Source organism: Pseudomonas sp. ANT_H4, from assembly GCF_008369295.1.
Taxonomy (GTDB): Bacteria; Pseudomonadota; Gammaproteobacteria; order Pseudomonadales; family Pseudomonadaceae; genus Aquipseudomonas.
Genome location: NZ_VOBG01000007.1, coordinates 209,578 through 232,238 on the forward strand (window position 1 = coordinate 209,578; position 22,661 = coordinate 232,238).

The 22,661-nt window shown below is 60.2% G+C and carries 21 protein-coding genes; 16 read left to right on the forward strand and 5 right to left on the reverse strand.

Annotation, left to right across the window (positions count from 1 at the left end; all coding sequences use genetic code 11):
* Positions 1 to 39: 39 nt before the first annotated feature.
* Together pta and FQ182_RS11780 are read left to right on the forward strand one after the other, a co-directional pair.
* The gene (pta, locus tag FQ182_RS11775; protein WP_149411723.1) at positions 40 to 2,139 is read left to right on the forward strand and encodes a phosphate acetyltransferase; all 2,100 of its coding nucleotides are present in this window, start codon (positions 40 to 42) and stop codon (positions 2,137 to 2,139) included.
* On the forward strand, positions 2,140 to 3,042 hold the full coding sequence (locus tag FQ182_RS11780; RefSeq protein WP_149411724.1) for an acyltransferase: 903 nt from the start codon (positions 2,140 to 2,142) through the stop codon (positions 3,040 to 3,042).
* Between the two features lie 169 nt (positions 3,043 to 3,211).
* Here the strand turns inward: FQ182_RS11780 and cysN are convergent, their stop codons facing one another.
* The 3 genes from cysN to FQ182_RS11795 all read right to left on the reverse strand — a co-directional run bounded on the left by cysN (position 3,212) and on the right by FQ182_RS11795 (position 6,930).
* On the reverse strand, positions 3,212 to 5,110 hold the full coding sequence (gene cysN, locus FQ182_RS11785) for a sulfate adenylyltransferase subunit CysN (RefSeq protein ID WP_149411725.1): 1,899 nt from the start codon (positions 5,108 to 5,110) through the stop codon (positions 3,212 to 3,214).
* A 9-nt stretch (positions 5,111 to 5,119) separates the two neighbouring features.
* Positions 5,120 to 6,037: a sulfate adenylyltransferase subunit CysD gene (gene cysD / locus FQ182_RS11790; RefSeq protein ID WP_149411726.1), complete on the reverse strand. Its 918-nt coding sequence runs from the start codon at positions 6,035 to 6,037 to the stop codon at positions 5,120 to 5,122.
* Between the two features lie 134 nt (positions 6,038 to 6,171).
* A complete protein-coding gene (locus FQ182_RS11795) occupies positions 6,172 to 6,930 on the reverse strand; it encodes a Nif3-like dinuclear metal center hexameric protein (protein WP_149411727.1) in 759 nt (252 codons plus the stop codon).
* Between the two features lie 102 nt (positions 6,931 to 7,032).
* Here FQ182_RS11795 and algW point away from each other — a divergent pair, with 102 nt between their 5' ends.
* Both algW and FQ182_RS11805 read left to right on the forward strand, forming a co-directional pair.
* The gene (algW, locus tag FQ182_RS11800; protein WP_149411728.1) at positions 7,033 to 8,187 is read left to right on the forward strand and encodes a Do family serine endopeptidase AlgW; all 1,155 of its coding nucleotides are present in this window, start codon (positions 7,033 to 7,035) and stop codon (positions 8,185 to 8,187) included.
* A gap of 75 nt (positions 8,188 to 8,262) precedes the next feature.
* Complete coding sequence (locus tag FQ182_RS11805; RefSeq protein WP_149411729.1) at positions 8,263 to 10,371, forward strand: TonB-dependent siderophore receptor; 2,109 nt, start codon at positions 8,263 to 8,265, stop codon at positions 10,369 to 10,371.
* Positions 10,372 to 10,380: 9 nt separating this feature from the next.
* Here the strand turns inward: FQ182_RS11805 and hemH are convergent, their stop codons facing one another.
* Positions 10,381 to 11,403: a ferrochelatase gene (hemH, locus tag FQ182_RS11810; protein ID WP_149411730.1), complete on the reverse strand. Its 1,023-nt coding sequence runs from the start codon at positions 11,401 to 11,403 to the stop codon at positions 10,381 to 10,383.
* A 14-nt stretch (positions 11,404 to 11,417) separates the two neighbouring features.
* Positions 11,418 to 12,317, reverse strand: a complete 900-nt coding sequence (locus FQ182_RS11815) for a TIGR01777 family oxidoreductase (RefSeq protein ID WP_149411731.1) — start codon at positions 12,315 to 12,317, stop codon at positions 11,418 to 11,420.
* A 209-nt stretch (positions 12,318 to 12,526) separates the two neighbouring features.
* Here FQ182_RS11815 and FQ182_RS11820 point away from each other — a divergent pair, with 209 nt between their 5' ends.
* The 12 genes from FQ182_RS11820 (at position 12,527) to FQ182_RS11875 (ending at position 22,528) form a co-directional block, all read left to right on the forward strand.
* Complete coding sequence (locus FQ182_RS11820; RefSeq protein WP_149411732.1) at positions 12,527 to 13,513, forward strand: NAD(P)/FAD-dependent oxidoreductase; 987 nt, start codon at positions 12,527 to 12,529, stop codon at positions 13,511 to 13,513.
* Positions 13,510 to 13,725 (forward strand): TIGR02450 family Trp-rich protein, encoded by a 216-nt coding sequence (locus FQ182_RS11825; RefSeq protein WP_149411733.1) that lies wholly within the window; start codon positions 13,510 to 13,512, stop codon positions 13,723 to 13,725. Before FQ182_RS11820 ends, FQ182_RS11825 begins: the two co-directional genes overlap by 4 nt.
* A gap of 112 nt (positions 13,726 to 13,837) precedes the next feature.
* Positions 13,838 to 14,809: a DUF523 and DUF1722 domain-containing protein gene (locus FQ182_RS11830; protein ID WP_149411734.1), complete on the forward strand. Its 972-nt coding sequence runs from the start codon at positions 13,838 to 13,840 to the stop codon at positions 14,807 to 14,809.
* 3 nt (positions 14,810 to 14,812) lie between these two features.
* Positions 14,813 to 15,748: a MerR family transcriptional regulator gene (locus FQ182_RS11835; RefSeq protein ID WP_149411735.1), complete on the forward strand. Its 936-nt coding sequence runs from the start codon at positions 14,813 to 14,815 to the stop codon at positions 15,746 to 15,748.
* A complete protein-coding gene (gene phrB / locus FQ182_RS11840) occupies positions 15,749 to 17,194 on the forward strand; it encodes a deoxyribodipyrimidine photo-lyase (protein WP_149411736.1) in 1,446 nt (481 codons plus the stop codon).
* Positions 17,187 to 17,609 (forward strand): nuclear transport factor 2 family protein, encoded by a 423-nt coding sequence (locus FQ182_RS11845; protein WP_149411737.1) that lies wholly within the window; start codon positions 17,187 to 17,189, stop codon positions 17,607 to 17,609. The genes phrB and FQ182_RS11845 overlap by 8 nt, the downstream gene beginning before the upstream one ends.
* A complete protein-coding gene (locus FQ182_RS11850) occupies positions 17,606 to 18,388 on the forward strand; it encodes an SDR family oxidoreductase (RefSeq protein WP_149411738.1) in 783 nt (260 codons plus the stop codon). Before FQ182_RS11845 ends, FQ182_RS11850 begins: the two co-directional genes overlap by 4 nt.
* Positions 18,385 to 19,632, forward strand: coding sequence for an NAD(P)/FAD-dependent oxidoreductase (locus FQ182_RS11855; protein ID WP_149411739.1), 1,248 nt, complete (start codon positions 18,385 to 18,387; stop codon positions 19,630 to 19,632). The genes FQ182_RS11850 and FQ182_RS11855 overlap by 4 nt, the downstream gene beginning before the upstream one ends.
* The gene (locus FQ182_RS11860) at positions 19,629 to 20,438 is read left to right on the forward strand and encodes a DUF1365 domain-containing protein (protein WP_149411740.1); all 810 of its coding nucleotides are present in this window, start codon (positions 19,629 to 19,631) and stop codon (positions 20,436 to 20,438) included. The genes FQ182_RS11855 and FQ182_RS11860 overlap by 4 nt, the downstream gene beginning before the upstream one ends.
* Positions 20,425 to 21,696, forward strand: coding sequence for a cyclopropane-fatty-acyl-phospholipid synthase family protein (locus FQ182_RS11865; RefSeq protein WP_149411741.1), 1,272 nt, complete (start codon positions 20,425 to 20,427; stop codon positions 21,694 to 21,696). The genes FQ182_RS11860 and FQ182_RS11865 overlap by 14 nt, the downstream gene beginning before the upstream one ends.
* Entirely contained in the window at positions 21,689 to 22,168 is a 480-nt protein-coding gene (locus FQ182_RS11870; protein ID WP_149411742.1) for a DUF2878 domain-containing protein, read from the forward strand. The genes FQ182_RS11865 and FQ182_RS11870 overlap by 8 nt, the downstream gene beginning before the upstream one ends.
* A 54-nt stretch (positions 22,169 to 22,222) precedes the next feature.
* The gene (locus FQ182_RS11875; protein WP_149411743.1) at positions 22,223 to 22,528 is read left to right on the forward strand and encodes a YkgJ family cysteine cluster protein; all 306 of its coding nucleotides are present in this window, start codon (positions 22,223 to 22,225) and stop codon (positions 22,526 to 22,528) included.
* The last annotated feature ends 133 nt before the right edge of the window (positions 22,529 to 22,661 follow it).

The following is a 22,661-nucleotide window of genomic DNA, read 5'->3' on the forward strand; positions in this document are numbered from 1 at the left end:
ACAGGCCAGACATAGGCTTGAACCCATCAGAGAATTCGCATGCAGACTTTTTTTATCGCGCCCACCGATTTCGGTGTGGGTCTGACCTCCATCAGCCTTGGGCTGGTGCGTACCCTTGAACGGGCCGGGCTGAAAGTCGGCTTTTTCAAACCGATTGCCCAACCGCACCCCGGCGACACCGGGCCGGAGCGCTCCACCGAACTGGTGGCCCGCACCCACGGCCTGAAGCCGCCCCAGCCCCTGGGCCTGGCCCATGTCGAGCGGATGCTCGGCGACGGCCAGCTCGATGAGCTGCTGGAAGAAATCATCACCCTTTACCAACAGGCCGCCGTGGGCAAGGACGTGCTGATCGTCGAAGGCATGGTGCCGACCCGCAGCGCCAGCTATGCGGCTCGGGTCAACCAGCACCTGGCCAAAAGCCTGGATGCCGACGTGATCCTAGTCTCGGCCCCGGAAAACGACGTGCTCACCGAGCTATCGGGCCGCGTGGAACTGCAGGCCCAACTGTTCGGCGGGCCGAAGGACCCGAAAGTCCTCGGCGTGATCCTCAACAAGGTGCGCACCGACGAAAGCATGGAAGCCTTCTCCGCGCGCCTCAAAGAGCATTCGCCGTTGCTACGCAGTGGCGACTTCCGCCTGCTGGGTTGCATTCCCTTCCAACCCGAACTCAACGCCCCGCGCACCCGTGACGTCGCCGACCTGATGGGCGCGCAGATACTCAACGCCGGGGATTACGAAACTCGGCGCATGACCAAGATCATCATTTGCGCGCGCACCATGCGCAATACCGTGGAGCTGCTCAAGCCCGGCGTATTGGTGGTGACGCCGGGGGATCGCGACGACATCATCCTCGCCGTCAGCCTCGCCGCCATCAACGGCGTGCCATTGGCCGGCCTGCTGCTGACCAGCGACACCCTGCCCGACCCTCGGATCATGGACCTGTGCCGTGGTGCGTTCCAGGCCGGGCTGCCTGTGTTGTCGGTGAGCACCGGCTCGTACGAGACCGCCAACCAGCTCAACAGCCTGAACAAGGAAATCCCGATTGATGACCGCGAGCGCGCGGAGATCATCACCGACTTCGTCGCCAGCCACCTGGACGCCCGCTGGCTGCACCAGCGCTGCGGTACGCCACGGGAAATGCGCCTGTCGCCGGCGGTGTTCCGCTATCAGTTGATCCAGCGCGCCCAGGCGGCCAACAAGCGCATCGTTTTGCCGGAAGGCAGCGAACCGCTGACTGTGCAGGCTGCAGCGATCTGCCAGGCGCGGGGCATTGCCCGATGCGTGCTGCTGGCCAAACCGGCGGACGTGGAAGCAGTGGCTCGCGCCCAGGGCATCGAACTGCCCGAAGGGCTGGAGATTCTTGACCCTGATCTGATTCGCCAGCGTTATGTCGAGCCAATGGTGGCCTTGCGCAAGAGCAAAAGCCTCAACGCGCCGATGGCTGAGCAGCAGCTTGAAGACACTGTGGTAATCGCCACGATGATGCTGGCGCTGGATGAAGTCGACGGCCTGGTCTCGGGCGTCATCCACTCCACCGCCAACACCATCCGCCCAGCCCTGCAGCTGATTAAAACGGCGCCGGGCTGCACCCTGGTGTCGTCAGTATTCTTCATGCTGTTCCCCGAGCAGGTGCTGGTCTACGGCGACTGCGTGATGAACCCGCACCCAAGCGCGGCGGAACTGGCGGAGATCGCCCTGCAAAGCGCCGACTCGGCCGCCGCCTTCGGCATCACCCCGCGCGTAGCGATGATCAGCTATTCCAGCGGAGACTCGGCCAGCGGCGAAGAGGTGGAGAAAGTCCGCGAAGCCACCTTGCTCGCCCATGAAGCGCAAAGCTCGCTGCTGATCGACGGCCCGCTGCAGTACGACGCCGCTGCCAACGAAACCGTCGCCCGCCAACTGGCGCCCAACAGCCTGGTCGCGGGCAAGGCCACGGTGTTCGTGTTCCCGGACCTGAACACCGGCAACACCACCCACAAGGCGGTGCAACGCAGCGCCGATTGCGTGAGCCTTGGCCCGATGTTGCAAGGCCTGCGCAAGCCGGTCAATGATCTGCCCCGTGGGGCCCAGGTGGACGACATTGTCTACACCATCGCCCTGACCGCCATTCAAGCCGCCAACCGACCTATGGATGTCTAAATGCTGGATTTTCTACCTCCCGCCGTGCGCGGGGTGATCGCCTCGCTGTTACTGGCGTTGAACACGATCCTGCTGTGCTCGTTCCTGTTTATCGTGGCGCTGTTCAAGGTGCTGCCGTTCGCCCAGCGCTTCAGCGAGTGGCTGATGAATCACACTCACGAAGCGTGGATCAGTAATAACAAGGCCTGGATGAATCTGGTGCGACGCACGCGCTGGCAACTGACAGGGCTTGAAGGGCTGGATTATCAGCATTCTTATCTGGTAACCAGCAACCATCAGAGCTGGGTAGACATCATGGTGCTGCAGTACGTGCTCAACCGCCGTATTCGCCCGCTGAAGTTTTTCCTCAAGCAGCAATTGATCTGGGTCCCCGTGATCGGACTGGCCTGGTGGGCGTTGGGCTTCCCGTTCATGAAGCGCTATACCAAGGCCTACCTGGAAAAATATCCGGACAAGAAAGGCAAAGACCTGGAAACCACCCGCAAGACCTGCGCGAAGTTTCGCCACAACCCGGTGGGCATTTTCAACTTCGCCGAGGGCACGCGGTTTACTGAGGGCAAGCATGCCCAGCAGAAATCACCGTTTCGCTACCTACTCAAGCCCAAGGCCGGCGGCATTGCGTTTGTGCTGGATGCCATGGGTGAACAACTGAAGTCGCTGGTGAACGTGACCATTCACTACCCTAGCGGGCGGCCCGGCTATTGGGATTTGCTGTGTGGCAATGTGCAGGATGTGGTGGTGCAGTTCGAAGAGGTGCAGATCCCGGCCGAGTTCATTGGCAAAAATTATGAGCAGGATGGGGAGTATCGGTTGCAGTTCCAGGGGTGGATCAATGGGTTGTGGGAAGAGAAGGATCTGTTGCTGGAAAAGCTGCACCGCGACTTCCCCGCGCGCCCTTTGTAGGAGCAAACTTGCTCGCGATGGTCGTTAACGATAACGCTGTTAGCCTGACACCCAACGGCACTCTCGGGTTTTTCGCGAGCAAGCTCGCGCCTACAAATGATCCAGGTTGATGCCATGAAAAAGCCCGCCACCGAGTGATCGGTGGCGGGCTCTTTTGTAGCGACGATGTTTAGATCGCGCCGCGCTGACGCAACAGCTCCAGCACTTGTTTGACGCTTTCTTCCAGCGACAACGCCTGGGTGTCGATCACCAGATCGGCGTTCAACGGCACGTCGTACGGGAAGGACTCGCCAGGGATGTTATCCCCGCCCGCCGCATACAAGCCTTGCGGATCACGCTCGGCGCATACCAGCGGCGACGCCTGCACATACACCGTCAGCAGACGATCAGCACCAATCAGCGCCTTGGCCTGTTCGCGGCCTTCGGAATCCGGGGCGACGAAGGCGGCCAAGGTCAACAGGCCAGCTTCGTTGAACTGACGCGCCACGTGGGCGGCACGACGCCAGTTCTCGGTACGCCCGGCGCGATCTTGTGGCAGACCTTTATTCAGGTCATGGCGCAGGTTCTGGCCATCGAGCACAAACACCGCACGGCCCAAGTCGAACAGCTTGCGCTCAACCGCATAGGCCAAGGTGCTTTTGCCCGCGCCGGACAGGCCGCTGAACAACACGGTGGCTGGCTCCTGGCCGAAGCGCTGGGCGCGCTCTTCGGTGGCTACATGGGCCAACTTGCCGTGCTGCGCCGCGCTGCCATGAGTCACCGGCTGGGCGATAATCATGCCTGCCGCGACGGTGCCGTTGGTCAAACGGTCGATGACGATGAACGAACCCGTGGTGCGGTTGCTGGCATAACCATCGAGGGCGATGGCGGCATCGAGGCTGACCTTGACCCGGCCGATCTCGTTCAACTGCAAGGCACTGGCCGGGCCTTCGGCCAAGGTGTTCACGTCGACACGGTGGACGATGCTGGTAATGGAACCTGGCACGTAACTGGTGGCGCGCTTGATGTCGTATTTCTTGCCCGGCAGCATCGGTTCTTCAGCCATCCACACCAGCATGGCGTCGAAGGCGTCGGTCACTTGCGGCACGTTGTCGGCATGCACCAGCAGGTCGCCACGGGAGATGTCGATCTCGTCCTCCATGGTCAGGGTCACGGCCTGGCCGGGACCTGCGTGTTCCAGTTCACCTTCGAAGGTGACGATGGATTTGACGCGGCTGCTCTTGCCCGACGGCAGCACCACGACTTCGTCGCCCTTGTGCACGATACCGCTGGCCAGGGTGCCAGCAAAACCACGGAAGTTCAGGTTCGGACGGTTGACGTACTGCACCGGGAAACGCAGGTCGGTGTAGTTGCGATCGTTGGCGATCTCGACGGTTTCAAGGATCTCCATCAGCGACTGGCCGGTGTACCAGGGCGAGCGCTCGCTCTTGTTCACCACGTTGTCGCCCTTGAGCGCCGACATCGGCACAAAGGTCATGGTGCTCGGCTTGAAGGCGATGCCATCGGCAAACTTCAAGTAGTCGGCCTTGATCGACTCGAACACGCTTTCATCAAAGCCGTTGAGGTCCATCTTGTTGATCGCGACGACGATGTGCTTGATGCCCAGCAACGAGGCGATAAAGCTGTGGCGACGGGTCTGGGTCTGCACGCCGTAGCGGGCATCCACCAGGATAATCGCCAGGTCACAGGTGGAAGCACCGGTGGCCATGTTGCGGGTGTACTGCTCATGGCCAGGGGTGTCGGCGATGATAAATTTACGCTTGGCAGTGGAGAAATAGCGGTAAGCCACATCAATGGTGATGCCCTGCTCACGCTCGGCCTGCAGGCCGTCGACCAGCAACGCCAGGTCGATATCGTCACCGGTGGTGCCGACTTTCTTCGAATCGCGGGTGATGGCTTCCAGATGGTCTTCGTAGATCATTTTGGAGTCGTGCAGTAGGCGCCCAATAAGGGTGCTCTTGCCGTCGTCGACGTTGCCACAGGTCAGAAAGCGCAGCATTTCCTTGCGTTCGTGCTGGCTCAGGTAGGCGAGGATGTCCTCGCTGATCAAATCAGATACGTGCGACATGACAACCCCTTAGAAATAACCCTGACGTTTTTTGTCTTCCATCGAGCCTGCGCCATCGTGGTCGATGACACGGCCCTGGCGCTCGGAAGTTCGCGTCAGGAGCATTTCCTGAATGATGTCCGTCAGGCTTTCAGCCTCGGACTCCACCGCGCCCGTCAACGGGTAGCAGCCAAGGGTACGGAAACGTACTTTCTTTTTGACGATACGGGCTTTGTCTTCGTCGGACAGGTACTCAAGGATGCGGTCGTCGTCGATCATGATCAACGTACCGTTTTTCTCGATCACATCGCGTTCGGCGGCGAAGTACAGCGGCACGATCGGGATGCCTTCAAGGTAGATGTACTGCCAGATGTCCAGCTCGGTCCAGTTGGACAGCGGGAACACACGGATCGACTCGCCCTTGTTGACGTTGCCGTTGTAGACGTTCCACAACTCAGGGCGCTGGTTTTTCGGGTCCCAGCGGTGCTTACTGTCGCGGAATGAGTACACGCGCTCTTTGGCACGGGATTTCTCTTCATCGCGACGGGCGCCGCCGAAAGCTGCGTCGAAACCATACTTGTCGAGGGCCTGCTTCAGGCCTTCAGTCTTCATGATGTCGGTGTGCTTGGCGCTGCCGTGGGTAAACGGATTGATGCCTTGCGCCACACCGTCAGGGTTGACGTGGGTGATCAGCTCCAGGCCCAGCTCTTCGACCATACGGTCGCGGAACGTGTACATCTCCTGGAATTTCCACTGGGTGTCGACGTGCATCACCGGAAACGGCAGCTTGCCGGGGAAGAATGCCTTGCGCGCCAAGTGCAGCATCACGGCGGAGTCTTTACCGATCGAGTAGAGCATCACCGGGTTATCGAACTCGGCGGCGACCTCGCGGATGATGTGGATGCTTTCCGCCTCCAGCTGTTTCAGATGCGTCAGTTTGTCGACCATGGCTACTCACGAAAACGATCTTATGGACGGCCAACGGGCCGTGTTCGAGCGAGGCATGCTAGCACAGCACCTGCTTCTAATCAGGGCGCTGGATAGATCGAAACGATATATGAATATGCCGGTGGGTTTGGCTCTCAAATCGGGTTGGGGCAGTCAATGAATATATGCTCCAGGGCAAAGCGCCTTGCCAGGTAATCCCCCAACGCCTGCACCCCATAGAGCTCGGTGGCGTGATGCCCGGCTGCAATAAAGCTGATGCCGTTTTCCCGAGCACTATGGAACGTCTGCTCGGAGGCTTCACCGCTCAGGTACAGATCGACTCCCGCCAGCACGGCCTGATCGATGTAGCCCTGGCCGCCGCCGGTGCACCAGCCGACGCGGCGGATCATTTCGCTGCCTTCGATCAACAACGGCTCGCGGCCCATGGCTTCCTGCACGCGGCGAGCGAAGTCACGGGGCGACACGGGCTCTGCCAGGGAACCGACCAGGCCCACGACCTTAAGGTTGTCCGGGTCCAGTGGGCCTTCAACGGTGATATCCAACTGCCTGGCAAGCTGCACGTTGTTGCCAACCTCCGGGTGCAGATCCAAAGGCAGGTGATACGCCAGCAAGCTGATGTCGTGCTTGAGCAAGGTCTTGAGGCGGCGCTGTTTCATGCCGGTGATGCACGGGTTTTCGCCTTTCCAGAAATAACCGTGGTGCACCAGCACCAGATCGGCCTGGGCTTCAACCGCTGCGTCCAGCAATGCCTGGCTGGCGGTCACGCCGCTGACGATGCGCAGCACTTGCGGCCGGCCCTCAACCTGCAGGCCATTGGGGCAGTAATCGGCAATTTTTGCGCTGCCTAGGTAGCGATCTGCTTCTTCTACGAGGGTGCTCAGGGCGACGGCCATAAAAGACTCCTAAATATCCCGTTCAGAGGCGCTCGCGGCCTCGTATAATGCGCCACATTATGGGCGCTCCCGCGCCCCCTGCAACCTGTCAGGATTTGCTTAATGCTCAAGGCACTGCGTTTTTTTGGATGGCCATTGCTGGCCGGCGTGCTGATTGCCACGCTGATTATTCAGCGTTATCCCCAATGGGTCGGCCTGCCGAGCCTGGACGTCAACCTGCAACAGGCACCGCAAACCAGCGCGGTGCAACAGGGCCCGGTGACCTATGCCGATGCGGTGACCGTCGCAGCGCCCGCCGTGGTCAACCTGTACACCACCAAAGTCATCAACAAACCGGCGCACCCTCTGTTTGAAGACCCGCAGTTCCGGCGTTTCTTCGGTGACAACTCGCCCAAGCAGCGGCGCATGGAATCGAGCCTCGGCTCCGGGGTGATCATGAGCCCGGAAGGCTACATTCTCACCAACAACCACGTGACCACCGGCGCCGACCAGATCGTCGTCGCCCTGCGTGATGGCCGGGAAACCCTGGCCCGCGTGGTCGGCAGCGACCCGGAAACCGATCTCGCAGTACTGAAAATCGATTTGAAGAACCTGCCGTCGATCACCATCGGCCGCTCCGAAGGCTTGCGGGTCGGTGACGTCGCATTGGCCATCGGCAACCCGTTTGGTGTCGGCCAGACGGTGACCATGGGCATCATCAGCGCCACCGGGCGCAATCAACTGGGCCTCAACAGCTACGAAGACTTTATCCAGACCGACGCCGCAATCAACCCCGGCAACTCCGGCGGCGCGCTGGTGGATGCCAGCGGCAACCTGACCGGGGTCAACACCGCAATTTTCTCCAAATCCGGTGGTTCCCAAGGCATCGGCTTCGCGATCCCGGTAAAACTGGCCACCGAAGTGATGAAGTCAATCATCGAGCACGGCCAAGTGATTCGTGGCTGGCTGGGGATTGAAGTGCAGCCGCTGACCAAGGAGTTGTCAGAATCCTTTGGTTTGACAGGGCGGCCAGGAATCGTCATCGCGGGGATCCTGCGGGGTGGCCCGGCCGAGAAAGCCGGCATGCAGGTCGGCGATGTGATCCTCAGTATCGACGGCGAACCGGCTGGCGATGGCCGCAAGTCGATGAACCAGGTGGCGCGGATAAAACCCACCGAGAAAGTTGCCATCCAGGTGATGCGCAACGGCAAAGAGATCAAGCTGTCGGCAGAAGTCGGGTTGCGGCCGCCGCCCGCGCCAGTAAAAGAACAGGAATAAGGGCAAAGCTCAAAAGAGATACACTCTCATCAGTCATGTTATATTGTTTCAATACTGATATTGGAACGCTCTACCATGACGTCTCGTAAATTTGCTCCACTGGCAGGCATCGCCCTGGGCCTGCTGGTGGACCCGGTGTTCGCCGAAGACACCAACACCGTTGAACTGGACGCCATCAGCGTCACCGCCGACGCTTACGAATCGGCCACCGAGCCGGTCAAGGGCTATCGCGCCACCCGCTCCGCCAGTGCGACCAAGACCGACACCGCCCTGCGAGATATCCCCCAATCGATCAGCGTGATTCCCGCCACGGTGCTCAAGGACCTGGGCAGCACCAATGTCGAGCGTGCCCTGGAGTTTGCCGGCGGCGTGTCCAAGCAGAACAACTTCGGCGGCCTGACCCTCTACGAATACAGCGTGCGCGGCTTCACCACCTCGGAGTTCTACCAGGACGGTTTCAGCGCTAACCGTGGCTACCCGAGCACCCCGGACGCGGCCAATATCGAACGGATCGAAGTGCTCAAGGGCCCTGCCGCCAGCCTTTATGGTCGCGGTGACCCCGGCGGCACCGTCAATATCGTCACCAAAAAACCGCAGCCCGAAGCCTTTACCACTGTGCAGACCAGCGCCGGCAGCTGGGATCGCTACCGCACCGCGGTTGACATCAATACCCCGCTGGACAGCGAAGGCAGCGTGTTGTCGCGGGTCAACCTGGCGGTGGAAGACAACCACAGCTTTCGCGATCACGTGCAGAGCAAGCGCGTGTTCGTCGCACCATCGTTCATCTGGCAACTGGACCCGGACACCCGCCTGTTGGTGGAAAGTGAATTCGTGCGTCACAGCTCGACCTTCGACCGCGGCATCGTCGCCCCCAATAACCGCTGGAGCGGCGTCTCCCGCTCGACCTTCCTCGGCGAGCCCAACGACGGCGCTATCGACAACCACAACAACCGCCTGCAAGCGACCCTTGAGCATCATCTGAACGATGCCTGGAAACTACGCCTGGCCAGCCATTACAAACAAGGCAGTCTGAGGGGCGACGCCTCGGAGAACCGCGCAGTGAACGCCGATGGCCACACCATCAACCGCCGTTATCGCGAACGTTCCACCGGTTGGCACGACAGCATCACCCAGCTGGAACTGCGCGGCCTGTTCGACATTGGCAGTTGGCAGCATGAGCTGCTGATCGGTACCGAATACGAGGACTACCGCAAGAAAGAACGGGTGACCGCCATTGCTGGCAGTTACCCCATCGACATCTATAAGCCGATCTACGGCCAGCCCAAACCCAACGGCGCCCGCTCCGGCACCGACTTCTTCGAACAGGTCAAAAGCCAGGCACTGAACCTACAGGACCAGATCGTCTTCACTGACCGTCTGCGGGGCATGGTCGGCGCGCGTTTCGAACACTTCGAACAAAGCACTGACGACTTCACCCATAACCACGCCAAAAGCAAGCAGACCCACGACGCCCTGACCCAGCGCGCCGGCCTGCTGTATCAACTGACGCCTCAAGTCGGTCTGTTTGCCAACGCCTCCACCTCATTCAAGCCCAACAATGGCCTGGACGCTGGCGGTAAATCCTTCAAGCCTGAAGAAGACGTGGGCTACGAAGTAGGTATCAAGAGTGAGCTGTTCGACGACCGCCTGAGCACCACCCTCGCCGCGTTCCATATCGAAAAGGAAAACGTCCTCACCCTGGACCCGGACACCAACACCAGCCGCGCCATGGGCAAGGCTCGCAGCCAGGGATTTGACCTGCAACTGACCGGGCAATTAACCGACGCTGTGCGGGTCATTGGCGCCTTTGCCTACATCGATGCCGAAGTCACCAGGGGCGACAAGGCCATCCCTGCCGGCAGCCGCATTCTCGGCGTGGCCAAGCGCAGTGGCAGCCTGTTGGGGGTGTATGAGTTTCAGGATGGCCTGCTGCGTGGCTCTGATCTGGGCGCCGCCTTCACCTACGTCGGCGATCGCTCGGGCGAGGCCGGTGGCAGTTTTCAATTGCCGGCCTATCACACCGTCGACCTGCTGGCCCATTACAAAGCCAGCGACAACGTCACGGTGGGCCTGAACCTCAATAACCTGTTCGATGAAAAATACTACGAGCGCTCCTACAGCAACTACTGGGTCAACCCCGGTGAGCCGCGCAATTTCACCGTCAGCCTGACCCTCAACCTGTAACCACGGCGCCTACAATTGCAGCGGCGCTCTTTCACACAACGTATTGAGCGCCGCCGCCCACTGCTCATTATCATTAAGGCACGGCACCAGTACCAACTCCTCGCCCCCCGCCTCACGGAACTGCTCCAACCCGCGATCACCGATTTCTTCGAGGGTCTCGATGCAGTCCGCGACAAACGCCGGGCACATCACCAACAACTTCTTAACCCCTTGCTTGGCCAGCGCTTCCAACCGGGCCTCGGTATAGGGTTCGATCCACTTCGCCCGACCCAGGCGCGACTGGAATGCCACCGACCACTTGCCATCCGGCAAGCCCATGCGCTCGGCAAAAGCCTGGGCGACGCTGAAGCATTGCCCGCGATAGCAAGTGGCCCGGACTTCTGGCGAGGCATTTGCGCAGCAGTCAGAGGCGCCATCGAATGCATGACCAGGATTGAGCTTTGTCAGGTGCCGCTCCGGCAGGCCGTGGAAGCTGAACAACAGGTGATCAAAGTCTTGCTGCAAATGCGGCCTGGCACTGGCCACCAGGGCATCAAGGTATTCCGGCTGATCGTAGAACGGCTGCAGGATCGAGAGTTGCACCTTGAGCTTCTTCTCGCGCACTACCCGCTGGGCTTCTTCAATCACCGTGGTCACGGTGCTGTCGGCAAATTGCGGATACAACGGCGCCAGGGTGACTTTCTGGATGCCCTGGGCGGCCAGGCGAGTCAGCACGCTTTCAATCGACGGTTCGCCGTAGCGCATCGCCAGTTCCACCGGGCCCTGGGTCCACTGGGCAGTCATCTGCTGTTGCAGGCGGCGACTAAGGACTACCAGCGGCGAACCCTCCTCCCACCAGATCGAGGCGTAGGCATGGGCCGATTGCTCGGGACGCTTGATCAGGATCAACGACACCAGCAAACGCCGTACCGGCCACGGCAGGTCGATCACATAAGGGTCCATCAGGAACTGATTGAGGTAGCTGCGCACATCGGCCACCGAAGTGGACGCCGGTGAACCCAGGTTGACCAGTAACAACGCGTGATCCGTCATGCAACATCCTATCTCTAGAGGCGGCTGGACAAGTCATCCAGGGCCGCGTGCAACTCAGTGAACTGAAATGTGAAACCGGCGGCCAACAGCCGTTCCGGGACCGCCTTCTGACCGCCCAGCAACAAGCCGGACAACTCACCCAACCCCACCCGCAGGGCGAAGGCCGGCATGGGCATGAACGCCGGACGGTGCAGTACCTTGCCCAGGGTTTTGGCAAACTCGCGGTTGCGCACCGGATGAGGCGCGCAGGCATTATAAGGACCCCTGGCGTTGCTCTTGTGCAGAAGAAAATCAATCAAGGCGATTTGATCCTTGATATGGATCCATGGCATCCATTGCCGACCATTACCGATGGGCCCGCCCAGCGCCAGTTTAAACGCCAGCAACAGGCGCGACAAAAAGCCGCCCTGCGCCGCCAGCACCAAGCCTGTACGCACCAATACCACGCGTATGCCGAGGGCTTCGGCACGCTGGGCGGTTTCTTCCCAGGCGATACACAGTTGGCTGGGGAAATCGTCCTGCACCGGGCCACTGTCTTCAGTCAGCTCGCGCTCACCGCCGTCGCCGTACCAACCGACCGCAGAACCGGAGATCAACACCGCAGGTTTGTGCTCAAGGCCGTCTAGCCAAGCCAGCAGGGTTTCGGTCAGACTGATCCGACTGCTCCACAACAGGGCCTTGCGTTTATGGGTCCAGAGCCGGTCGGCAATAGGCGCTCCGGCCAGGTTGATCACCGCATCCACCGGCTCCGCCAGGTCTTGCAGACGGGCTATGCCGCGCACCGGATCACCACAGAGTTTGGCCACCTGCTCGGGGCGACGACTCCAGACGCTCAAGCGATGCCCCTGTGCCAGCCAATGTTGGCAGAGCTGGCGACCGATCAGACCCGTACCACCGGTCAGCAAAATATGCATGAGATTTTCCTCGTGTAACGTTCGCCGGCCATCACTGGTCTATTTTATAAGCAGGGATCTTTTTAATCCGGCGCACGTTGGTTTAACCCGCAGGTTTAACCATAGGTCACGCCAAACGTTCAGGCACGTCAAAACTTATACCAAAAAATAATATTGTACAGCTATTGGTGACGACGTAGCCTGTACCCAACGGTAAAACGAGGCCCTCCATGACTGTTCCCATCGCGATCATTGGTACCGGCATCGCCGGACTTTCGGCCGCCCGCGCGTTAAAAGATGCCGGGCACGTTGTACAACTCTTCGATAAAAGCCGTGGCAGCGGCGGACGCATGTCCAGCAAGCGCAGTGATGCTGGCGCCCTGGACTTGGGCGCCCAGTACTTCACCGCCCGCGACCGGCGCTTCGTCAACGAAGTGCAACGCTGGCAGGCCAATGGTTGGGTCGCCCAATGGAAGCCGCAGCTGTACAACTTCCAGTCCGGCCAGCTCAGCCCCTCCCCTGATGAACAGACCCGCTGGGTGGGCACGCCCCGCATGAGTGCCATCACCCGCGCCCTGCTTGACGACTTGCCTGTGGAGTTCGGCTGCCGCATCACCGAAGTGTTCCAGGGTAAACAGCACTGGAACCTGCTGGACGCCGACGGCGGCAACCATGGCCCCTTCAGCCATGTGATCATCGCCACCCCGGCGCCCCAGGCCACTGCGCTGCTGGCTGCCGTACCAAAATTGGCCAGTGCCGCCGCCGGGGTAAAAATGGACCCTACCTGGGCCATCGCCCTGGCGTTCGACACGCCCCTGGATACACCCATGGAAGGCTGCTTCGTGCAGGACAGCCCGCTGGACTGGTTGGCCCGCAACCGCAGCAAACCGGGGCGCGAGAACACCCTCGACACCTGGGTGCTCCATGCCACCAGCACCTGGAGCAAGCAGCACCTTGACCTGCCCAAGGAAGCGGTGATCGAGCTGCTGCACGGCGCGTTCGCCGAACTGCTGCACTGCGCCATGCCTGCCCCCTCCTTCAGCCTGGCCCACCGCTGGCTCTATGCCCGGCCGGCCAGCAGCCACGAATGGGGCGTGCTGGCCGACGCCGATCTGGGGCTGTACGTGTGCGGCGACTGGTGCCTGTCGGGCCGGGTCGAAGGTGCCTGGCTCAGCGGCCAGGAAGCGGCAAAGCGGCTGATCGAGCACCTGCAGTGAACCGCATCAATCCCACCAAATTGCTGCTGTCGAAGTGGACAGCGGCCCGCCCCCGCAACAGAGAAAAACACTTCCTGGTCAGCGAATTGTTCCGCGACGAAGAAGGCACGGTGCTGGAAATCGAATTGCAAGCTGTACTCACCCGCCGTGGCGAACGCCTGGCCTGGCACACCCTGCAAAATGCCGAAGACTGGAAAATGGGCTGGAAATAACCCGACGGAAAATAACTGTACAAATAAATTGACTTGTACAGCATCAAACCTATGATGAGGTTTAGTTGTACACAAATAATATTCTGTACAGGAATCTTGCAGAGGTTTTGGCATGTCCAGCGCCCCGTCCACCACCGGCAAACCCAAAATCGCCATCAGTGCCTGCCTGCTGGGCGAGAACGTGCGCTTTAACGGTGGACACAAGCAATCGCAACTGTGCAGCCAGACACTGACGGATTATTTCGACTTCGTGTCCTTGTGCCCCGAAGTCGCCATCGGCCTGGGCATCCCCCGAGAACCGATCCGCCTGGTGGGCGACCCGCTGCAACCACAAGCGGTCGGCACCGTTCACCGCGAACTGAACGTAACCCAGCCGCTGGACGACTATGGCCAACAGATGGCTGGCGAACACACCGACCTCTGCGGCTACATCTTCATGCAGAAATCACCCTCCTGTGGCCTGGAACGAGTCAAGGTCTATCAGGACAACGGCATGCCCATCGATGGCGGCGGACGCGGTATCTACGCCCAGGCGTTTTGTACCCGCCACCCAAATCTGCCGGTGGAAGAAGACGGTCGTCTCAATGACCCGATACTGCGGGAAAACTTCCTGACCCGAGTCTTCGTCTACGCCACCTGGCAACAGTTGCTGGCCGAAGGCATGACCCGCCACCGCCTGCTGGTATTCCACTCGCGCTACAAATACCTGCTGATGGCCCACAGCCCGGCCCACTACAAAAGCCTCGGCCACCTGCTGGGCAGCATGAGCAAAAATGCCGACCTCAACCAACTGAGTGCAGCCTATTTCAGTGAGCTGATGACGGCGCTGAAAAAATGCGCCACCCGCGGTACCCACACTAACGTGCTGCAACACATCAGCGGTTACCTCAAGCAGGCCATCAGCGCCGAAGACAAACAGGAAGTGCAGACCGTCATCGGCCAATACCGCCACGGCATCGTGCCGCTGGTGGTGCCGATGACCTTGCTCAAACACCACTTTCGCCAACATCCGGACCGCTACATAGCGCAGCAGGCTTACCTGCAACCGCACCCGGAAAACCTCAGCCTGCGTAATGCGATTTAACCCATGAACACTCTTGAGCAAGACCTTATCGAACCCGGCGAAGACTTTGCCCAGGCCCTGGAACAAGGCTGGCTGCCGATTCGCGAAGTGGCGCGCCAGACCGGTGTCAACGCCGTAACCCTGCGCGCTTGGGAACGGCGTTACGGCCTGATCGTGCCGCAACGCACGCCCAAGGGGCATCGGCTGTTTTCTGCCGATCACGTGCAACGTATCCATACCATCCTCACCTGGCTCAACCGTGGCGTACCGGTCAGCCAGGTAAAACAGCTGATCGACGCTGCACAATCCGTCGACGACAACATAGAAAACGAATGGTATAGCCTGCGCCAACATCTGCTATTGGCCATCAGCCAACTGGCCGAGCGCCGGGTGGACGATGCCTTCAACCAGGCCATGGCGCTGTACCCGCCGCGTACCCTGTGCGAGCAGCTGTTGCTGCCGCTGCTCAAGGAACTTGAACAACGCTGGCAAGGGCAATTCGGTGCGCAAATGGAGCGGGTGTTTTTCCATTCCTGGCTGCGCAGCAAGTTCGGCGCCCGGATGTACCACAACAACCGTCAGCTCAATGGTGCGCCGTTGTTGTTGATCAATCACTCGGACCTGCCACTGGAACCCCACTTGTGGTTGACCGCCTGGCTGGCCAGCAGCGCCGACTGCCCTGTAGAGGTCTTCGACTGGCCACTGCCCGCCGGCGAACTGGCCCTGGCCGTCGAGCATTTGCAGCCCCGTGCGGTGCTGCTTTACTCGAGCAAGGCCATCAATTTGATGGCCTTGGCGAAACTCCTGAGCGGCGTCAGTTGCCCTACCTTAATGGCCGGACCAACGGTATGCATCCACCAGGCCGAGTTATCCGTATTAACCCATGACATCCCTGAATTATTCCTGGCCGAAGACCCGTTGTCGGCCCATCAGGCATTGATCCAGCGTGGACTTCTCTAAATGCACTTGACCTGGCTGCGCACCGACCTGCGCCTGCATGACAACACCGCCCTCACTGCCGCAAGCCAGCGAGGCTCAACGGCAGCTGTCTACCTGATCACCCCCGATCAATGGCTTGCCCATGACGATGCACCGTGCAAGGTGGATTTCTGGCTGCGCAACCTGCAGGCCTTGAGCCAAGCCCTGGCTGAATTGAACATCCCACTGCTGATCCGTCATGCCGCAACGTGGGATCAGGCGCCGCAGGTGCTGGCGCAATTGTGCCAGGAGCTATCGATCGAGTCGGTCCACGTCAACGAAGAATATGGCATCCATGAAAGCCGTCGCGACGCAGCCGTCGCCCAGACGCTGGAGGGCCAGGGCGTCACCTTCCACCGCTACTTGGACCAGTTGCTGTTCCAACCCGGCAGCGTGCTGACCAAGACCGGTACTTACTTCCAGGTGTTCAGCCAGTTTCGCAAAGTCTGTTACAACCGCCTGCACAGCGCCCTGCCCCGATTGGTGGCAACGCCCAGGACGCAAACTGTATTGGACCTGAAAAGCGATCCGGTCCCTGAGCACGTCAGCGGTTTCGCCACGCCCAGCGAAGGCCTGCGTACCCTGTGGCCAGCGGGTGAAAACGAGGCGCGGCGCCGCCTGGAGCAATTCGCCGACGGGCAGATCAGCAACTACAAGCACGAGCGAGACTTCCCGGCCAAGCCCGGCACTAGCCAGTTGTCCGCCTACCTGGCCGCCGGTGTGGTCTCGCCGCGCCAGTGCCTGCACGCTGCACTGCAAAGCAACCGAGGTGAGTTTGAAAGCGGCGATATTGGCGCTATTACCTGGATCAACGAATTGCTGTGGCGCGAGTTCTACAAACACATCCTGGTGGGCTATCCACGGGTCTCCCGCCACCGCGCCTTTCGCCCCCAAACCGAAGCTGTGGCCTGGCGCCACGCACCTGAAGACCTGGCCGCCTGGCAGCAAGCCCGCACCGGCCTGCCGATCATCGACGCAGCCATGCGCCAGTTGCTGGAAACAGGCTGGATGCACAACCGCCTGCGCATGGTGGTGGCGATGTTCCTCACCAAGAACCTGTTGATCGACTGGCGCGAAGGCGAGCGCTTCTTCATGCGTCACTTGATTGATGGCGACCTGGCGGCCAACAACGGTGGCTGGCAGTGGAGTTCATCCACCGGCACCGACTCGGCGCCTTATTTCCGAATTTTCAGCCCGCTGAGCCAGTCGGAAAAATTCGACGGTGAAGGACGTTTTATCAAGCACTGGCTGCCGCAGCTGGCCACTCTGAACAAAAAAGAAGTGCATAACCCCGATGCCCTCGGCGGCCTGTTTGGCGTGGCCGACTACCCGCGGCCGATTGTCGACTTGAAGAAGTCCCGGGAACGCGCCCTGGCGGCCTTTCGCAGCCTACCCTCGCGCCAATCGGCTGAGGGGGTGTATGAGTGATTTCCTGCGCCGGTTTGCCCATGCCTTCGCGACCCTGGACAAACACAACCTGCACCTGCTCGACAGCTTGTACAGCAAGGACATCACGTTCACCGACCCGCTGCACGAGGTCCAGGGGCTGACGGCACTGCATGCCTATTTCACCGGGCTGTACGACAACGTCAGTCAGCTGCATTTTGATTTCCACGGCTTCGACCAAGTGGCCGAGGGCGAAGGTTATCTGCGCTGGGAAATGAGTTTTTGCCACACGCGCCTGGCCAAGGGCCAACTGATTCGGGTGGAGGGCTGCTCGCACCTGCTGTGGCGCGACAAGGTTTACCGACACCGAGATTACTTCGATGCGGGCGCGCTGCTTTATGAACACTTGCCGCTAATCGGCCGGGTTGTCAGTTGGCTGAAAAGGAGAATGGGATGAGCCCTACACCGCCTCGTCGTTATTGGTTGACCGGCGCCAGCAGTGGCATCGGTGCCGCCCTGGCCGAAGAGCTGCTCAACAGCGGCGCTCATGTGGCGATCAGCTCGCGCGCCAAAGCGCCGCTGGAGCAGCTTGATCAGAAATATCCGGGGCAAGTGCTGGTGGTGGCGGGCGACTTGACCAACAGCCAAACAGTGCGCGAGATCGGTGAGCATATCGCCGTGGTCTGGGGTTCCCTGGACACGGTGATTCTCAATGCGGGCACCTGCGAATACGTCGACGCCAGGCAGTTTGACTCCTCGATCATCGAGCATGTGGTTCGCACCAACCTGCTGGCCAGCAGTTACTGCATCGAGGCGGCCTTGCCGCTGTTGCGCGCCGGTCATACACCGCATCTGGTGGGCGTCGCCAGCGCCGTGACCTATTTGCCGATGCCACGGGCCGAGGCCTACGGCGCGTCCAAGGCCGGCCTGCGCTACCTGTTTGAATCCCTGCGTATCGACCTATCGCCTGAAGGCATTGATGTCACCGTGATCAGCCCAGGCTTTGTCGACACACCTATGACTGCCCGCAACGACTTCCCGATGCCCTTGAACTGGCCGGTAGACAAGGCCGCCCGGCATATTTTCGCCAAGCTGAACAATCGCCCACTGGAGATCGCCTTCCCCGCGCTGTTTATCGCCGCCTTGTGGCCGCTATCGAAACTGCCAAACCGCGCGCAACTGATCATCGGCAAGCGCATGTTACGCAGCCCGCCGCCTCATAAGGACGACCTGTGAAGATCGCCATTATCGGCAGTGGCATTTCTGGGCTGACCAGTGCCTACCTGCTCAGTCGTCGCCACGACATTGCGCTGTTCGAAGCCGGCGAGCGCATCGGCGGTCATACCCACACGGTGAACGTGACCGTAGAAGATGAACAGTACGCAGTGGACACCGGCTTTATCGTGTTCAACGACTGGACCTACCCCAACTTCATTCGCTTGCTCGGGCAGATTGGCGTGTCGTTCAAGCCCACCGAGATGAGCTTTTCGGTATGCGACCAGAACGAAGGCTTTGAGTACAACGGCAACAGCCTCAACAGCCTGTTCGTCCAGCGCCGCAACATTCTCTCCCCCGGTTTCTGGGGCATGTTGCGCGATATCCTGCGCTTCAATCGCCAGGCACCGCTGGATCTGCAAGAGCAGCGCATCAGCGCCGAGATGACCCTGGGCGAGTACTTGCAGGCCGGCAACTACGGCCCGCGCTTTATCCGCCATTACATCGTGCCCATGGGCGCGGCGATCTGGTCGATGTCGCTGGCGGACATGCTTGGTTTTCCGCTGCAATTTTTCGTGCGGTTCTTCAAGAACCACGGCCTGCTGTCGGTCAACAACCGGCCGCAATGGTGCGTGATCGAGGGCGGTTCCAACGGCTATATCGAGCCGCTGAGCGTGTCCTTTCGCGAACAGATTCGCCTCAATTGCCCAGTGAGCCGCGTGGAGCGCACCACTGAAGGCGTGATCCTCCACAGCGTCGCTGGCAGCGAACAGTTCGACAAAGTGGTCTTCGCCTGCCACAGCGACCAGGCCCTGCTCCTGCTGGGTGACCCTAGCCTGGCCGAGCAGCAGATCCTCGGCGCGATGCCCTACGCCGATAATGACGTGGTCCTGCACACCGACATTCGTTTGCTGCCGGATCGTAAATTGGCCTGGGCCAGTTGGAACTACCGGCTGGACGGTAACGCCCACAAGCAGGCGGCTGTCACTTACGACATGAACATCCTGCAAGGCATCGAGAGTTCGACCACCTTCTGCGTCAGCCTCAACCAGACGGCGATGATCAACCCCCTGAAAATCCTTGCCCGATACACCTACGCCCATCCGCAATACAGCCTGGCCGCCGTGGCCGCGCAAGCCCGCTGGGAAGAGTTGCATGGCACCCGGCACACCTATTATTGCGGCGCCTACTGGGCCAATGGTTTTCATGAAGACGGCGTAGTCAGCGCCCTGCGCGTGGCCCAGGCCTTTGGGGAAACCCTGTGAACAGCGCCCTGTACAGCGGCTGGATTGCCCACCGACGGTTTACGCCCAAGGCTCATGCCTTTCGCTACCGGATCGGCCTGCTGTACCTGGACCTCAGCGAACAGGATCACGTATTGCAGCTCTCGCCCCTGGCCGGCACAGGCCGCTTTGCGCCCTTTGCCTTTCGCCAGCAAGACTATCTGCGTGAATTCACCCGCCACGGCATGAGCTTGACCGCCGCGGTGCAGCAAGAAATTGGCAAGGCGCTGGGGTATGTGCCCCAAGGCGGTATCTGCCTGCTAACCCAGGCTCGCAGTTGGGGCCTGGCGTTTAATCCGGTGAGTTTTTTCTACTGTTTCGAAGCCGATGGGCGGCTGGCGGCGATCCTCTGCGAAGTCACCAACACTCCCTGGCGCGAGCGCTACCACTACGTGCTGCCAGCTCAGGCGCTAGCGGCCGATGAGCATCAACACTTTGCCGTAGCCAAGGCGTTTCATGTCTCGCCGTTCCTGCCAAGGGACCTGGAATACCGCATGAGCTTCAGCCCGCCCACCACAAGACTCGGCGTGCACATGGCCGACTGGCAAGGCGAGGTCAAAGTGTTCGACGCCACCTTGAGCCTGCAACGCGAGGCCCTCGATCGATCCAGCCTGCACCGTTACCTGTGGCGCTTCCCCTGGATGACCGCCAAGACCTGCCTGGCGATTTACTGGCAAGCCCTGCGCCTGCTGTTTAAACGCACGCCGATTTTTCCCCACCAGGCCGCCGATGGCGCCTCACGAACTGCAGTTGGGTATACCAAGGATCGCCGCCATGAAATCCCCTAGCTTATCGGTCAAATCCAGTCGTTTAAACGTTAACGGCATGACCGGCGCCTTGTTGCGCAAGGCTGTGCTGCGCCAATTCGGTAACCTTCGTCACGGCCAGTTGGTGGTGATCGAAGACGGCGAGCGACAAGTCTTCGGTGCTCGAGAAGCGCACCTGCTGGGGGAAATCCAGATCCTTGACTCGGCCGTATGGGGCCTGGTGGCGGCCAACGGCTCCATCGGTGCCGGCGAGGCGTTTATTCATGGTTACTGGAGCAGCCCGGACCTGACCGCCGTAGTGCGCGTGATGGTCAGCAACCTCGATGTACTCGATGCTCTTGAAGGCGGCCTGGCGAAACTGGCGCGGCCCTTCACCCAAGGCCTGCACTGGCTCAACCGCAATACCCGCAAGGGCTCACAGAAGAACATCGCCGCACATTACGACCTGGGCAATGATTTATTCGAAGAGTTTCTCGACCCAACCATGATGTATTCGGCCGCACAGTTCCTTACTGCCGACGACACCCTGGAACAGGCACAACTGAACAAGCTGGAACGTATCTGCCAGAAACTGGCGCTCAAGCCTTCGGATCACCTGCTGGAAATCGGCACTGGCTGGGGCAGCATGGCGCTGTACGCCGCGCAGCACTATGGCTGCAAGGTCACCACTACGACCTTGTCCAAGGAGCAGTTTGCCTACACCGAAAAGCGCATTGAAGCACTGGGTTTGCACAATCAGGTGACGCTGCTGTTGCAGGATTATCGCGACCTCACCGGGCAATACGACAAACTGGTGTCGATCGAGATGATCGAAGCCGTGGGCCATCGTTTCCTGGCGACTTACTTCAAGCAGTGCGCGCAGTTGCTCAAGAGCGACGGCCTGATGCTGCTGCAAGCCATCACCATCCGCGAGCAACGCTACGAACAGGCCAAGAGCAGCGTGGACTTTATCCAGCGTTACATCTTCCCCGGCGGCGCCCTGCCCAGCGTGCAAAAAATGCTGGACATCGTCAGCCGCGACACCGACATGAACCTGCTACACATGGAAGACTTCGGCCTGCACTACGCGCGAACCCTGCGCCTGTGGCATGAGAGCTTTCGCCGCGCCCATGGCCGCCTGATGGAACTGGGCTACGACGAATACTTTCTGCGCCTGTGGGAGTTTTACCTGTGCTACTGCGAAGGCGGTTTCATGGAGCGCACCATCGGCACGGCACAATTGCTGCTGGCCAAGCCCTCGGCGGTAACCCAACCCTTACTCGGCCGCTTTAATGCTTAAAAAGCTGGCGAATGCCGTGCTGTTTCAGTGCGGCTGGTTTGCCTGCGTCATTGGCGGTGACAGTCTGTGGTTGCTGGTGGGGTTGGCGGTATTGGCTATCCATCTGCTGTGGATAAGTTCATATGCCAGAGAAGGAGGACTTATTCTCTACGTCACTTTGGCTGGCACGGCGCTTGACACGCTATTACGCAGTTTGGGCGTGTTTCAGTTCAGCGAACCTGGCCCATTGATTCCTTTCTGGCTGATCCTGCTGTGGGCGCTATTAGCCACCACTCTGCGTCATTGTCTGGCCTGGACAGCACGCCCCTGGTGGCGCGCCAGCCTGCTAGGGGCGCTGGGCGGGCCGCTGTCTTACTACGCCGGCAGCCAATTGACTGGCGTGATTTTCCCTTACGGTACCGGGCCAACGCTTGTTGGGCTGGGGTTGCTCTGGGCGCTGTTTTTTAGAGGGCTACACCGGATAGCACAGTAACGTCCGTCAGAGCTTTCACACCGATGCAGCGCTGTTGCCTTACACTGCGCGTCTATGACCACCATTCCCCACACTCAAATTGCCGAACCCGCCGTCACCTGCTCCACCTGCGCCGCGTGCTGCTGCCAGTTGGAAGTCATGCTGATCACCGATACCGGTGTGCCTGAACGTTTTATCGACACTGACGATTGGGGCGGCGAAGTCATGCTGCGCCTGGACGATGGCTGGTGCGCGGCGCTGGATCGCAACACAATGATGTGCAGCATCTACGAGAAGCGCCCGCTGATCTGCCGTGAGTTCGAGATGGGTGCGCCGGAGTGCATCGACGAGCGCCAGGGGATTGCGACGATGTATCGCTGATCTTCGATCAGATGTGGAAGCCTATCTGTGTTTGGCCGCAATCGCAGCCAAACCGAACAAGCGCTTCATAAGAAGCATTCCTTCCGAACGAAGTTCGTATGATTTTGTACAGGCTAACTTCCTATAGAAGTCA

Excerpts from the sequence above, each read along its gene's own strand:
- algW (WP_149411728.1), top strand. The coding sequence starts at position 7,033 with ATGCTCAAGGCACTGCGTTTTTTTGGATGGCCATTGCTGGCCGGCGTG.
- FQ182_RS11820 (WP_149411732.1), top strand. The coding sequence starts at position 12,527 with ATGACTGTTCCCATCGCGATCATTGGTACCGGCATCGCCGGACTTTCG.
- cysN (WP_149411725.1), bottom strand. The coding sequence starts at position 5,110 with ATGTCGCACGTATCTGATTTGATCAGCGAGGACATCCTCGCCTACCTG.
- FQ182_RS11850 (WP_149411738.1), top strand. The coding sequence starts at position 17,606 with ATGAGCCCTACACCGCCTCGTCGTTATTGGTTGACCGGCGCCAGCAGT.
- phrB (WP_149411736.1), top strand. The coding sequence starts at position 15,749 with ATGCACTTGACCTGGCTGCGCACCGACCTGCGCCTGCATGACAACACC.
- FQ182_RS11870 (WP_149411742.1), top strand. The coding sequence starts at position 21,689 with ATGCTTAAAAAGCTGGCGAATGCCGTGCTGTTTCAGTGCGGCTGGTTT.
- FQ182_RS11780 (WP_149411724.1), top strand. The coding sequence starts at position 2,140 with ATGCTGGATTTTCTACCTCCCGCCGTGCGCGGGGTGATCGCCTCGCTG.
- FQ182_RS11875 (WP_149411743.1), top strand. The coding sequence starts at position 22,223 with ATGACCACCATTCCCCACACTCAAATTGCCGAACCCGCCGTCACCTGC.
- FQ182_RS11845 (WP_149411737.1), top strand. The coding sequence starts at position 17,187 with ATGAGTGATTTCCTGCGCCGGTTTGCCCATGCCTTCGCGACCCTGGAC.
- FQ182_RS11830 (WP_149411734.1), top strand. The coding sequence starts at position 13,838 with ATGTCCAGCGCCCCGTCCACCACCGGCAAACCCAAAATCGCCATCAGT.
- pta (WP_149411723.1), top strand. The coding sequence starts at position 40 with ATGCAGACTTTTTTTATCGCGCCCACCGATTTCGGTGTGGGTCTGACC.
- FQ182_RS11795 (WP_149411727.1), bottom strand. The coding sequence starts at position 6,930 with ATGGCCGTCGCCCTGAGCACCCTCGTAGAAGAAGCAGATCGCTACCTA.
- FQ182_RS11865 (WP_149411741.1), top strand. The coding sequence starts at position 20,425 with ATGAAATCCCCTAGCTTATCGGTCAAATCCAGTCGTTTAAACGTTAAC.
- cysD (WP_149411726.1), bottom strand. The coding sequence starts at position 6,037 with ATGGTCGACAAACTGACGCATCTGAAACAGCTGGAGGCGGAAAGCATC.
- hemH (WP_149411730.1), bottom strand. The coding sequence starts at position 11,403 with ATGACGGATCACGCGTTGTTACTGGTCAACCTGGGTTCACCGGCGTCC.
- FQ182_RS11805 (WP_149411729.1), top strand. The coding sequence starts at position 8,263 with ATGACGTCTCGTAAATTTGCTCCACTGGCAGGCATCGCCCTGGGCCTG.
- FQ182_RS11815 (WP_149411731.1), bottom strand. The coding sequence starts at position 12,317 with ATGCATATTTTGCTGACCGGTGGTACGGGTCTGATCGGTCGCCAGCTC.
- FQ182_RS11835 (WP_149411735.1), top strand. The coding sequence starts at position 14,813 with ATGAACACTCTTGAGCAAGACCTTATCGAACCCGGCGAAGACTTTGCC.